This window comes from Pantoea phytostimulans, assembly GCF_046118715.1.
Lineage (GTDB): Bacteria > Pseudomonadota > Gammaproteobacteria > Enterobacterales > Enterobacteriaceae > Pantoea > Pantoea phytostimulans.
In genome coordinates, this window is sequence record NZ_CP173698.1 from 2,130,354 (window position 1) to 2,143,149 (window position 12,796).

Consider the following 12,796-nt stretch of genomic DNA (forward strand, 5'->3'; position numbering starts at 1 on the left):
TAATCAGCGCCCCAAACTGAGGTAGACCATGACAGTAACCACATTCTCCGAACTCGAACTTGACGAAAGCCTGCTAGAAGCACTGCAGGAAAAAGGCTACACGCGCCCAACAGTGATCCAGGCTGCTGCTATTCCGCCCGCTCTGGAGGGCCGCGACGTTCTGGGTTCGGCACCTACCGGGACCGGGAAAACCGCCGCATTTTTGCTACCGGCGTTGCAGCATCTGCTCGACTTTCCACGTAAAAAATCAGGCCCACCGCGCATTTTGATCCTCACGCCAACGCGTGAACTGGCCATGCAGGTTGCCGATCAAGCGCGTGAACTGGCTAAACATACTCATCTCGACATCGCGACCATTACCGGCGGCGTCGCCTACATGAACCATGCTGAAGTCTTCAGCGAGAATCAGGACGTCGTCGTTGCCACGACCGGACGCCTGTTGCAGTACATCAAAGAAGAGAACTTTGATTGCCGCGCCGTAGAAACGCTGATTCTTGATGAAGCCGACCGCATGCTGGACATGGGTTTTGCGCAGGATATCGAAACCATCGCCGCTGAAACGCGTTGGCGCAAACAGACGATGCTGTTTTCCGCAACGCTGGAAGGCGAGAACATCAAAGATTTTGCTGAGCGTCTGCTTAACGATCCGGTTGAGCTTGAAGCCGATCCAAGCCGTCGCGAGCGTAAAAAAATTCAGCAGTGGTATTACCGCGCTGATGATCTCGAGCATAAAACCAAGCTGCTTGTTCATCTGTTAAAGCAGCCAGAAGCTACGCGTACCATTGTTTTTGTTCGTAAGCGTGAACGTTTACACGAGCTGGTTAGCTGGTTACATGATGCAGGGATTCGTAGCAGCTATCTTGAAGGTGAGATGGTGCAGGCTAAGCGTACTGAAGCGCTGAAACGCTTGGTAGATGGCCGAATTAATGTGTTAGTCGCGACCGATGTGGCCGCGCGTGGTATCGATATTGATGACGTCAGTCACGTCATCAACTTTGATATGCCACGCACCGCCGACACCTATTTACACCGCATTGGCCGTACCGCCCGTGCGGGCCGTAAAGGTATCGCGATATCGTTAGTTGAAGCGCATGACCATATCTTGCTGGGTAAAATCACCCGCTATGTCAATGAGCCGATAAAGATTCGCACCATCGATGAGTTACGTCCAACTACGCGAGCACCAAGTGCAAAAGCGACAGGTAAACCGTCGAAAAAGGTGCTTGCGAAGCGCTCTGAGAACAAAGATAAAGAAGTTGAAAAGCCACGTGTGAAGAAACGTCATCGTGACATGAAAAACGTCGGCAAACGCCGCAAGCCGAGCGGTGAAGCAGCAACCACCGGTAAAGCTGAATAAATCGACACCCAGACAAAAAATCGCCTCTTAAAAAGGCGATTTTTTTGTTTATATAACGATTAATAACGCGTTGGAGATGAAACTAAGCTCTGATGAGTATAAAGTTAATTTTCACTCATGCTGAAAGGTGTTATTTCTTCCTATCTTTATAATTATAAAAAGAAAACATACTGTGTGAGTCTTGTCTCTTTTTCCTACCGGTGATTCAAAAGCGCCGGAACGCCGTTATTACAAACTTTCAGTAAAAGTGCGGGTAATCACGTCACGCTGCTGTTCAGGTGTCAGTGCATTAAAGCGTACCGCATAACCTGAAACACGAATGGTTAACTGCGGATAGTTCTCTGGGTGTTTAACTGCATCCTCCAGCGTTTCACGGCTTAGCACATTCACATTTAAGTGCTGCCCCCCTTCCACGCGAACCTGCGGCTTCATTTCCAATGGCACTTCACGATACGCAATTTCACCCAGCTCTTTCACCGCTACAACCTGATCTTCTACATAATCCCCTTTCGCGCACAGGCAACGCGCTTCTGCTTTCTCATCGTCCAGCAGCCAGAAAGAGTTGAGAAGTTGTGGATTGTTAGCCTGAGTAATCTGGATACCAGTAATCATGATTGAGCCTCCAAGGCATTGCATTGACTATTGCCAATCTGGTGAAGAAATCAAATAGAGGCGTTGGTATAGCATTGTTGAAGTGATGAAGATTTGACCTGCATCAATCTCATCGGGGCAAAAAAAATCGTTTTTATTATCTTATTGATTTATCTGAACAACACTGATCAACATTTGTTGTCTTTTTAAAATATTTTTACCCTTCTGCTCTTTAGCGAGAACAGCTAAGCTTAAGACATCGATTTTTGAAGGAGCTAAACATGGCTGAAAAGCTGAGCTGGCATGATGTGCTGGCAGAAGAGAAAGAGAAACCTTACTTCGTTGAAACCTTAAAACTTGTTGCCAATGAGCGTGCTGCAGGGGTAACTGTTTATCCTCCCCAAAAAGATGTTTTTAATGCGTTTCGCTTAACTGAACTGGATGATATTAAGGTTGTTATTCTAGGACAGGATCCTTATCACGGCCCAAACCAGGCGCATGGTCTGGCTTTTTCAGTGTTGCCGGGCGTTCCTACCCCGCCTTCCCTACAGAATATGTATAAAGAGTTGCAGCAAGATATTGAGGGCTTCCAAAAACCCCATCACGGCTTTCTCGAAAGCTGGGCTAAACAAGGCGTGATGTTGCTGAATACGGTTTTAACCGTAGAAGCGGGAAAAGCGCATTCGCATGCGCGTTTCGGCTGGGAAACGTTTACGGATAATGTCATTGCAGCCATCAACCAACATCGGGAAGGTGTGATCTTTTTACTTTGGGGCTCTCACGCGCAGAAAAAAGGCAGCATTATCGATCGCGAGCGCCATCACGTTTTACAGGCTCCGCACCCTTCCCCGCTTTCAGCACATCGTGGTTTTTTTGGGTGTCAGCACTTTTCTAAAACCAACGCGATTCTGACTGAAGAAGGCAAAACGCCCATTAACTGGACACCTGTTCTGCCTGAATAGGCCAAATGCAAACGGCCGCGACAATGCGCGGCCGTCTAGCAATTTTCAGACGTAAACTCAGCCTTTGGCTTTTGCTACCGCAACCATTGCCGGACGTAACAGACGACCATTTAAGGTATAGCCGCGCTGCATCACTAACATGACGTGATTCGGTTCGAAATCTTCAGATTCCATCATTGACATAGCTTGATGCACTTCTGGATTAAACGGCACACCCGTTTCGCCAATGACTTCTACACCAAACTTACGTACTGCACCCAATAAGGATTTCAGCGTCAGTTCAATGCCTTCAATCATAGACGCCAGCTTCTCATCTTCTTTATTAGCCACTTCCATCGCACGCTCAAGGCTGTCGATAACAGGCAGCAGTTCGTTAGCAAATTTTTCTAACGCGAACTTGTGCGCCTTCTCTACATCCATCTCAGCACGACGACGAATATTCTCAATCTCTGCTTGCGCGCGCAGCTGCGCATCACGAACGCCGGTCTGAGATTGCGCTAATTCGGCTTCAAGTTGGGCGATACGCTCATCACGAGAATCCACCTCAACCGCTGTCTCCGCGTCCTGTGGTTGCTGCTGATCCTGCTCAATTTCGTCTGAGACTTGCTCGTTAGGGGTGTTATGTTCTTTACTACTCATGAATTTCTCCGCGTTTTGCACATTCATTTCGCTGGTTGGCTTATTATGGGGATCGGTTTGGCGGTTTCAAGGGAACCTATCACATTGCCTTGCCGTTTTAGCTTATAAGGAATACCCATTACATGAACAAACACTTTAACTGCATTGGTATCGTGGGTCATCCACGTCATCCTACAGCGCTAACCACCCACGAAATGCTTTGGCGCTGGCTAACAGCCAAAGGTTATCAAGTGATCGTTGAGAAGCAGATCGCGCAGGAACTTTCCCTGCATGATGTGCAAACCGGTACGCTTGCAGAAATCGGTCAACAAGCCGATCTTGCGGTTGTTGTTGGCGGTGATGGAAACATGCTGGGCGCAGCGCGTGTACTGGCGCGTTATGACATTAAAGTGATTGGTATTAACCGCGGCAATTTAGGCTTTTTAACCGATCTCGATCCTGATAATGCTCAACAGCAATTAGATGAAGTGTTGCAGGGCAATTATTTTGTCGAAAGCCGCTTTTTGCTGGAAGCGCAGGTTTGCAGGCATGACTGTTCACCACGTATTGGTAGCGCGATAAATGAAGTCGTACTTCATCCTGGCAAAGTCGCACATATGATTGAATTTGAAGTCTACATTGACGAAGTGTTTGCCTTTTCGCAGCGTTCAGATGGCTTAATTATTTCTACGCCAACCGGCTCAACGGCCTATTCACTTTCTGCCGGCGGCCCAATATTGACTCCCTCTTTGGATGCCATTGTTTTAGTGCCTATGTTTCCGCATACCTTGTCCGCGCGTCCATTGGTGATTAACAGCAGCAGTACGATTCGATTACGTTTTTCATCACGGCGTAGTGACCTGGAAATCAGCTGTGACAGCCAAATTGCCTTGCCTATACAGGAAGGTGAAGATGTTCTAATCAGGCGTAGCGAGAATCACCTTAACCTAATCCATCCAAAAAATTACAGCTATTTCAATACGCTAAGCTCCAAACTCGGCTGGTCAAAAAAATTATTTTAAAAAATTGCGTGCCCTCTTTACTGGATAAAAAACCAGTTTATACTGTATGAAAAACCATATCTGTTTTTACATACAGGTGATTCTATGCTGGCACAACTGACCATCAGTAATTTCGCTATCGTTCGTGAGCTCGACATTGATTTTCAACGCGGTATGACAGCAATCACTGGTGAAACCGGTGCAGGTAAATCCATTGCCATTGATGCGCTGGGTTTATGCCTTGGCGGCCGTGCTGAGGCTGACATGGTACGTCAGGGTGCCAGCCGGGCCGATTTATGTGCCCGCTTCCAGTTAAAGTTATCACCTTCAGCCCAGCGCTGGCTGGAAGAGAATGATCTTGATGATGGCAACGAATGTCTGCTTCGCCGTATCATCAGCGCAGATGGCCGTTCACGTGGTTTCATTAATGGTACTGCTGTCCCGCTTTCTCAACTGCGTGATCTCGGCCAGTTGCTAATCCAAATTCATGGTCAACATGCTCACCAGCTGTTACTCAAAGCCGATCATCAAAAACACCTTTTAGATGCTTATGCAGGTCATGACGATTTGCTACAGCGCATGCGCAGCCACTATCAAACCTGGCATCAGAGCTGTCGCACACTGGCACAGCATCAGCAACTGGCGTTTGAACGCGAAGCGCGTCGCGAACTACTGCAGTATCAGTTGAAAGAGCTGAATGAGTTTGCACCGCAAGCGGGTGAATATGAGCAGATTGATGAAGAGTACAAACGCCTGGCTAACAGCGGTCAACTTCTTTCAACCAGCCAGCAGGCCTTACAACTGTTGGCTGACAGTGATGACAGCAATCTGAACAGCCTGCTTTATAGCGCTCGTCAGATGTTGTCAGAACTGGTTACGCTCGACGATAAAGTCAGTGGCGTATTCAATTTGCTTGAAGAAGCAGCGATTCAGCTCAGCGAAGCCAGCGATGAATTGCGTCACTACTGCGACAGCCTGGATCTTGATCCAAACCGCTTGTACGAATTAGAGATGCGCATTTCTCGGCAGATCGCGTTAGCGCGTAAACATCATGTCACGCCTGAAGGTTTACCTGAATTTCATCAGCAGTTGTTGGCAGAAGCAGAGCTGCTTTCGCAGCAAGAGAGTGATCAAGAGAGCTTGCAAACTCTGGTAACTGAGCACTATCAAGCTGCATTGCACAGCGCTGAGCAATTGCATGAACAGCGTTTGAAGTTCGCAAATGAATTGCAGCAGTTGATCACCCAAAGCATGCATATGTTGTCGATGCCGCATGGCCGCTTCACTATTGAACTGATGTTTAATCCTGATCAGCTCACAGCTGACGGCGCCAGTCGCGTTGATTTCCAGGTTACGACTAACCCGGGTCAACCTTTGCAACCATTGGGTAAAGTTGCCTCAGGCGGTGAGCTTTCCCGTATCGCCTTGGCCATTCAGGTTATTACCGCGAAGAAAATGGAAACGCCGGCAATGATTTTCGATGAAGTTGATGTCGGTATCAGCGGACCTACGGCCGCGGTAGTGGGCAAGCTGCTGCGCCAGTTAGGCGAGTCTACTCAGGTCATGTGCGTGACGCATTTACCGCAGGTTGCGGGCTGTGGTCATCAACATTTCTTCGTTAGCAAAGAGACGGACGGTGAGATGACAGAAACGCATATGCAGCCGCTGGATAAGCGAGCCCGCCTACAAGAACTGGCGCGTTTACTGGGCGGCAGTGAAGTCACACGCAATACACTTGCTAACGCTAAAGAACTTTTAGCGGCCTAAGAAGGCACTTTTTTAACACAGCGCGGTCATATGCATGCTCTGTAGAGGTTCCCAATAGCGAAAAGGTTTATTATCATCGGCACCTTATGTCGCCAAAGTAATAAAGCCTGCCGCAAGCAGAGTTCAGATTTTGATGGCAACAAAAAGCCTGTTGAAAGGCGTTTGGCCCCAGAAAAGGAATGTATAAATGCGCTGTAAAACGCTGACTGCCGCGGCAGTGGTAATGTTAATGATGACCGCCGGATGTTCCACTTTAGAGCGCGTGGTTTATCGTCCGGATATCAATCAGGGTAATTACCTGGTTGCTAATGATGTGGCCAAGATTCATACCGGCATGACTCAGCAACAAGTTGCTTACACGCTGGGTACTCCAATGATGAAAGATCCGTTTGGCAGCAATGTCTGGTATTACGTTTTCCGTCAGGAACCCGGTCATGAAAGCGTAAAACAGCAGACGCTGACGCTTAACTTCGACGGTAATGGCGTACTCACTAACATTGATAACAAGCCGAACCTGACTCCAAAACGCGGTTAGTGTGGGATCAAGAATGATAAAAAAGGCGCATTTAGCGCCTTTTTTCATTTCGCTGGCTCGTGCCTGTAGAGAGTCATGCGGTGAGCAGAAGATGTTATAGATTTACTTTTTGCTGCTTGCCCGCTCAGCACGTTGCCGACGCAACTCTTTGGGATCGGCAATCAGCGGGCGGTATATTTCAATACGATCACCTTCGTCCACGCTGTCACTTAGCTTTACAGGACGGCTAAAAATACCCACCTTATTACTGCTAAGGTCGATCTCCTTACGCAACTCCAGTAACCCTGACGCTTCGATGGCCTGTTCTACCGTGCTGCCCTGCTCTACTTTAACGTAACGCAGATACTGTTTTTCAGGCAGTGCATAAACCACCTCAACGGAGATATCAGGCACTGTAAACCTCTTTGGCCCGCTGAGTGAAAGCCTGAACCATGCTATTAGCCAACTCTTTGAAGATGCGTCCAAAGGCCATCTCTACCAGCATGTTGGTAAATTCAAACTCCAGGCTTAATTCCACTTTACAGGCATCATCACCTAATGAGACAAAACGCCAGCCGCCAGTTAATTTACGAAATGGCCCATCAACCAGCTGCATGTGGATGCTCTGATTGTCTGTCAGCGTATTAAGCGTGGTAAACGTTTTGCTGATGCCCGCTTTCGAAACATCGACGGACGCTGTCATTTGATTCTCTGACGCATCCAATACGCGGCTACCGGTACAACCCGGCAGGAATTGGGGATATGCATCCACATCATTTACTAATTGGTACATCTGCCCGGCACTGAAAGGCACCAGCGCCGAACGACTAATCTGAGCCATAATGGTTCCTGTTCGTCACAAAACCGCTAAATAATAGCATTTTCAGCGGTTAAACAAAAATTCCTCGGTGTTTGGGTGTGCTAGAATATCCTGTTTCCTGACGCCCCGCTGGACTGGGGATGCGATAACCGACCAAGTGATGTAAAGTACTCAGCACTATGACAAAGAAAAAATCACACAAATCCGGTTCTGCCACAATTGCCATGAACAAGCGTGCCCGCCACGAATACTTCATCGAAGAAGAGTTCGAAGCAGGTTTGTCGCTGCAAGGATGGGAAGTTAAATCACTCCGCGCTGGGAAAGCTAACATCAGCGAGAGCTATATCTTGCTGCGCGATGGCGAAGCTTTCTTGTTCGGCTCGACCTTTCAACCCTTAGCTGTCGCGTCAAGTCACGTTGTTTGTGATCCAACACGCACCCGCAAGTTACTGTTGAAACAGCGCGAACTTGATTCGCTGTTTGGCCGAGTAAATCGCGAAGGTTATACCATCGTAGCCTTGTCGCTATACTGGAAAAACGCGTGGTGTAAATTGAAAATTGGCGTAGCTCGCGGTAAAAAAGAGCACGATAAACGCTCGGATATTAAAGATCGTGAATGGCAAATGGATAAAGCGCGCATCATGAAGAACGCCCGCCGTTAAACGCTGGATTCCGATGCGATTTTTTGCTAGTATTTGAAGTCTTGGGGCTGATTCTGGATTCGACGGGATTGTGAAGCCTTAGGAGCATGCCGAGGGGCGGTTTGCCTCGTTAAAAGCCGCAAAAAAATAGTCGCAAACGACGAAAACTACGCACTAGCAGCTTAATAACCTGCTTAGAGCCCTCTCTCCCTAGCCTCCGCTCTTAGGACGGGGATCAAGAGAGGTCAAACCCAAAAGAGATCGCGTGGACGCCCTGCCTGGGGTTGAAGCGTTAAATCCTATCAGGCTAGTTTGTCAGTGGCGTGTCCGTTCGCAGCTGACCGGCGAATGTAAAGACTGGACTAAGCATGTAGTGCCGACGGTGTAGTAATTTCGGACGCGGGTTCAACTCCCGCCAGCTCCACCAAAATTCTCCATCGGTGATTACCAGAGTCATCCGATGAAGTCCTAAGAGCCCGCACGGCGCAAGCCCTGCGGGCTTTTTTGTGTCTTAAATTAGCGCTGCGAAATCTGAATTTTCCTGAATAAATCCAAACTTTTTAGACACCTTGAGAAGTACCTCGTAAAATGTGATTGTTTCGTGATGCCTGAAACGACGAAAACCCAATGATAGCCAATGTCCAAACTCTGCCAATTTTTTCCAGTATCATCGTTTGTGTTATTGATACGAAAAGCGGCTGAAATAAGGTATAAAGCCGCATGAAAATCCCAAACAGAATCCAACCGCTGGTCGATGACGGCCTGATAGACGAAGTGCTCCAGCGTCTAAAAAGCGGCAAAGAAGCAGACGTGTACACTGTCTTATGTGGTGACAAAATCCAATGTGCCAAAGTGTACAAAGAAGCAACGCAACGTAGCTTTAAGCAAGCCGTGCAGTACCAGGAAGGTCGTAAAGTCCGTAATTCGCGTAATAGCCGTGCAATGCAAAAAGGTTCCAAATTCGGACGCAAGCAGCAAGAAGAGTCCTGGCAAATGGCGGAGGTCGATGCGTTGTTCCGTCTGGCTAACGCGGGTGTGCGCGTACCACAGCCTTATATGTGTATCGACGGCGTGTTACTGATGGAGCTGGTCACGGATGTTGAAGGTATGGTCGCTCCTCGTCTTAGCGATGTGACCTTAACAGAAGAAAGTGCCATTGCTGATTTCGATACCATGATTCGCAATATTGTGCGCATGTTGTGTGTAGGCATCGTACATGGCGACTTATCAGAATTTAACGTGTTGCTCGATGCGAATGGCCCGGTAATTATCGACTTGCCGCAGGCGGTAGATGCCGCTGCTAACAACCATGCTCAATCAATGTTTGAACGCGATGTGAATAACATCACCGCTTATTATGGCCAGTTCGCACCGCAATTACTGCAAACGCGTTATGCGAAAGAAATTTGGCTGTTATATGAAGATGGAAAATTAACGCCAGAAACACCACTAACAGGTCTCTTCGTCGAAGAAAATCACACAGTGGATATGGATTCGTTGATGGATGAAATCATTGCAGCGGAAGATGAATTTTATGAGCGGCAGCGCGCAAATAAAGAGCGAGACGATGAATAAATGCCAGAGCGATATGCGTCGCTGAGGTGCTTTAGCAGCAGAAAAGAATCGTGGAAAAAGAAGCAGCCAGACGCTGAATACACGCAATCTGCTCCAGTCGAATCACGCTATCTCATTTAAAAAAGCCCGTGAAAGCGGGCTTTTTTGTCTTTGATACCCACAGTAACTTTTAGCCAAAGCAGCGTTGTAAACTGAGATGTGGGCTTGCTAATACACGAGCATCACCCGTAAAAGCTTTAATCGCTGGTGCCATAGAGACTTGTGCCAGGGCAACATTATCTGCTCCCTCATCTAATGCTTTTTTGATCGCTTCAGCTATTAACGCAAGATAGCTATCTTGATCGCCTGATTTAAAGATCTGCCATGCTTCCGATACCAGTCGTACTTCAGGCTGTAACCGTGTCGTATCTCGACAAAAAAGGGCTGTCGTAGTCGCTAATGTAGACGGTGCGGCATAAAGCACCACCGACTTTCCGGGACGATCACCTAATACATCTGCCAACATTTGATCGGTTCGGTACACTGCGCATCTCTTTTCCAAACAAGGGAAATTTTCAGCTACTGCACCCAGCGTTGAACAGGTGATCAAAACGGCGTCAAAATGAGGCATTATCGATTGAATAAAAGAGACCAATTGCTGCTTTAGTTCCACCGTCAATCCGCCTGCCCGCTCAGCTTCAGCCAACCAGTGCGGCACGACAAGATGACTTAAATGAATAGCGGGAATGTTGAGTTTACAGGCAGCGTCGTCAAAAATAGCGATATTACTCGCGGCGGTATGTAAGCAGGCTACAGCCATTAGATTTCCCATTCATTGAGTGCGTTACGCCAGTAAAACATCAATGGACGATATTCAACTTCATCAAAAGTTGCAACAATATTATCAGGTTAACTTTACGCTTTTTAACCAAGCGTAATATTAAAGCCATACCAATGATTAATTTAGAACATCAATTTTATTGTCGTTATTAACGCCTAAACTAACCCCCTAACCTCTTAACGACTGGTAGATAATATTTGTAATTTTCTCGCCTACGGTTACATCATCTATTTGCAACTCTGCCTGTAAAACCTCCTCACGTTTTAACCGCATTGGATCGCGATCGTTGACAATATTTTCCACAAACCGTGCAATATCCTTTTCATTCCTTGCCACATCATAGGAATCATAAATAAAATCTGCGGTTTTATTCAGTCCGTAACACGTTTTATGGGTTAGATAAAGAATGGGCTTTTTCGAGGGGAGGTATTCAAGTAAAAAAGATCCCATATCAGCAATAAGCGCATCAGATTGGGAGAATGAAGATTTATAATCATGACTGAAATCCCAGCTAACATTACTCCGGGTCTTTGAGATATCAACGAGCTTTTTGTAGTTATCCTGAGTCTTTTGACTTGCCACATTCAACCACTGTTTTAGCAAAGGATGAGGACGAATGATCACATGAACATCATCACGTTCAATCAGTTTTATGATTGCCGCATGATAAATATTAAATGTACTGTACATCTTCCGGTTTCCCGGCAGGATAAAATGCGGTGTCCATAGAAACGTTTTAACCTTCCCCTTCGTTTTATTCTCTTCATCAAAACCATAACGGCGATCGTAATAATCAAATTTAGGATGCCCTGTGACATAGACATGCTTATTACCTGCATGGCATTGAGACGCGAACTCTTTTCTGTGTCTTTCGGAGCGAGAGAAAATCCATGTCGCTAAATTTTGACATAGCAAATTGTATTGATACACCATGGTTTCTTCACCGATGCCTGTATCGAGCGCATAAGGAATATAGGCAATTTTAACGCCACGCTGATACAGATATTCGCTGCGAAAAGCTTCTGGCCTCGCTTCATCATAAGGATTCTGCAGGAAAACGACATCAGGCTGGCGTGACTCCAGCGAATAATCCTCGAAACCAATGTAATCGAGCGACCGCTCTTTGAGTATGCCGCGCTGGATATCACCCTTTAGATCGGTGGCGTTGAAGTTCAGATAGGGCACAACAACAATACGACAATCAAAAGCGGGATTACTGCGCATAGCATCAATCACCGATTCAAAATTTGTCCATCCTGGCGGCCACTGGAAGTAAAAGTCCACTTTGATTGGGCCAGAGGGTGAAGGTGATAATTTTGCAGGAGAGATGATTTCGTGTAATGGCTTGTTAAACTGCGAGCGACAATCACTCTTTTCGCTCATGCTTTTATCAGTAAATGGGCTGCCGCTAGTGGGAAAAATGCCTAGCCATAAATCCCGATGCATACTTGTGTGCCAGTTTACGTCTAAAGCATACTCTTGCTCACTTTTTCCCTGAAGCAAGGCTTGTAATCCACAGCGGTAATTGGTTAATAACGAGGTGTAATAATCTTTATTAACCACGTAGGCACAGGCAGATCCCGCAACATTAACGCGGACCAGATAATCAACCGTTTTAACCGGCGTGACTTTATAGTAATTTGCAGCGAAGAGCGCAACGCTCCATTTTATCTTCGATAACGCATTGAGAAAGCGATTTATATTTTCATAATTACTTTCACACTCATTAAAACAAAAATCATCCTCAATGATAAAAGCATTATGCCAACCCTGCGTTTGCGCCATCTCTACTGCATTAATATGTGCTTGAGTCCGATGACAAGCTGAAGATTCACCTGATGGCGTTTCAATACGAACAATTTTATCATCAGGTACCCCCAAAGCACGCAATTGGTCAGCGAGGAACGCCCAGCGGCCTTGATCTCCATCAAGTATTATTAATATAAATTTATCAATAACCTGCCAGTTTATCATCGTCATAATACCATCATATCTTTTACAGTTAATAAACATCACCTGCGGGCAAGCCTGATACTGACTTACTCACTGAAATAACGTGCCTATTCAACTAAAGCGACAAAGCGGGTTAAAACTTAAACTCCCTATTAAAAAAGACAAATCCATTCAACC

At 46.6% G+C, this 12,796-nt stretch carries 13 protein-coding genes and 1 other RNA gene; 8 read left to right on the forward strand and 6 right to left on the reverse strand.

Annotated features, from left to right (window positions below; genetic code table 11):
- The first annotated feature begins 28 nt into the window (after positions 1-28).
- Positions 29-1,357: an ATP-dependent RNA helicase SrmB gene (gene srmB / locus ACF2G4_RS09855; RefSeq protein WP_215845836.1), complete on the forward strand. Its 1,329-nt coding sequence runs from the start codon at positions 29-31 to the stop codon at positions 1,355-1,357.
- 228 nt (positions 1,358-1,585) lie between these two features.
- On the opposite strand, the gene grcA is transcribed toward srmB, so the two are convergent.
- Complete coding sequence (gene grcA, locus ACF2G4_RS09860; RefSeq protein WP_243077378.1) at positions 1,586-1,969, reverse strand: autonomous glycyl radical cofactor GrcA; 384 nt, start codon at positions 1,967-1,969, stop codon at positions 1,586-1,588.
- A 260-nt stretch (positions 1,970-2,229) separates the two neighbouring features.
- Here grcA and ung point away from each other — a divergent pair, with 260 nt between their 5' ends.
- Complete coding sequence (gene ung / locus ACF2G4_RS09865; protein WP_409074753.1) at positions 2,230-2,910, forward strand: uracil-DNA glycosylase; 681 nt, start codon at positions 2,230-2,232, stop codon at positions 2,908-2,910.
- A gap of 57 nt (positions 2,911-2,967) precedes the next feature.
- Here ung and grpE read toward each other — a convergent pair whose 3' ends face one another.
- Positions 2,968-3,549, reverse strand: a complete 582-nt coding sequence (gene grpE, locus ACF2G4_RS09870; RefSeq protein ID WP_215845835.1) for a nucleotide exchange factor GrpE — start codon at positions 3,547-3,549, stop codon at positions 2,968-2,970.
- Between the two features lie 122 nt (positions 3,550-3,671).
- Here grpE and nadK point away from each other — a divergent pair, with 122 nt between their 5' ends.
- From nadK to bamE, 3 genes are all read left to right on the forward strand, one after another.
- Positions 3,672-4,550: an NAD(+) kinase gene (gene nadK / locus ACF2G4_RS09875; protein WP_243077376.1), complete on the forward strand. Its 879-nt coding sequence runs from the start codon at positions 3,672-3,674 to the stop codon at positions 4,548-4,550.
- An 84-nt stretch (positions 4,551-4,634) separates the two neighbouring features.
- Positions 4,635-6,296: a DNA repair protein RecN gene (recN, locus tag ACF2G4_RS09880; RefSeq protein WP_215845833.1), complete on the forward strand. Its 1,662-nt coding sequence runs from the start codon at positions 4,635-4,637 to the stop codon at positions 6,294-6,296.
- Positions 6,297-6,483: 187 nt separating this feature from the next.
- The gene (bamE, locus tag ACF2G4_RS09885) at positions 6,484-6,831 is read left to right on the forward strand and encodes an outer membrane protein assembly factor BamE (protein WP_215845832.1); all 348 of its coding nucleotides are present in this window, start codon (positions 6,484-6,486) and stop codon (positions 6,829-6,831) included.
- A gap of 102 nt (positions 6,832-6,933) precedes the next feature.
- On the opposite strand, the gene ACF2G4_RS09890 is transcribed toward bamE, so the two are convergent.
- A complete protein-coding gene (locus ACF2G4_RS09890; protein ID WP_409074754.1) occupies positions 6,934-7,224 on the reverse strand; it encodes an RnfH family protein in 291 nt (96 codons plus the stop codon).
- Positions 7,217-7,651: a type II toxin-antitoxin system RatA family toxin gene (locus ACF2G4_RS09895; RefSeq protein WP_215845830.1), complete on the reverse strand. Its 435-nt coding sequence runs from the start codon at positions 7,649-7,651 to the stop codon at positions 7,217-7,219. The genes ACF2G4_RS09890 and ACF2G4_RS09895 overlap by 8 nt, the downstream gene beginning before the upstream one ends.
- A 158-nt stretch (positions 7,652-7,809) precedes the next feature.
- Here ACF2G4_RS09895 and smpB point away from each other — a divergent pair, with 158 nt between their 5' ends.
- The 3 genes from smpB to ACF2G4_RS09910 all read left to right on the forward strand — a co-directional run bounded on the left by smpB (position 7,810) and on the right by ACF2G4_RS09910 (position 9,846).
- Positions 7,810-8,292 (forward strand): SsrA-binding protein SmpB, encoded by a 483-nt coding sequence (gene smpB / locus ACF2G4_RS09900; RefSeq protein ID WP_215845829.1) that lies wholly within the window; start codon positions 7,810-7,812, stop codon positions 8,290-8,292.
- A gap of 43 nt (positions 8,293-8,335) precedes the next feature.
- Positions 8,336-8,698, forward strand: a transfer-messenger RNA (tmRNA) gene (gene ssrA, locus ACF2G4_RS09905).
- A 293-nt stretch (positions 8,699-8,991) separates the two neighbouring features.
- Positions 8,992-9,846, forward strand: coding sequence for a PA4780 family RIO1-like protein kinase (locus ACF2G4_RS09910; protein ID WP_215845823.1), 855 nt, complete (start codon positions 8,992-8,994; stop codon positions 9,844-9,846).
- Positions 9,847-10,015: 169 nt separating this feature from the next.
- Here ACF2G4_RS09910 and ACF2G4_RS09915 read toward each other — a convergent pair whose 3' ends face one another.
- Complete coding sequence (locus ACF2G4_RS09915) at positions 10,016-10,645, reverse strand: glutamate racemase (RefSeq protein ID WP_409074755.1); 630 nt, start codon at positions 10,643-10,645, stop codon at positions 10,016-10,018.
- A 189-nt stretch (positions 10,646-10,834) separates the two neighbouring features.
- A complete protein-coding gene (locus tag ACF2G4_RS09920) occupies positions 10,835-12,646 on the reverse strand; it encodes a CDP-glycerol glycerophosphotransferase family protein (protein ID WP_409074756.1) in 1,812 nt (603 codons plus the stop codon).
- Between the last annotated feature and the right edge of the window lie 150 nt (positions 12,647-12,796).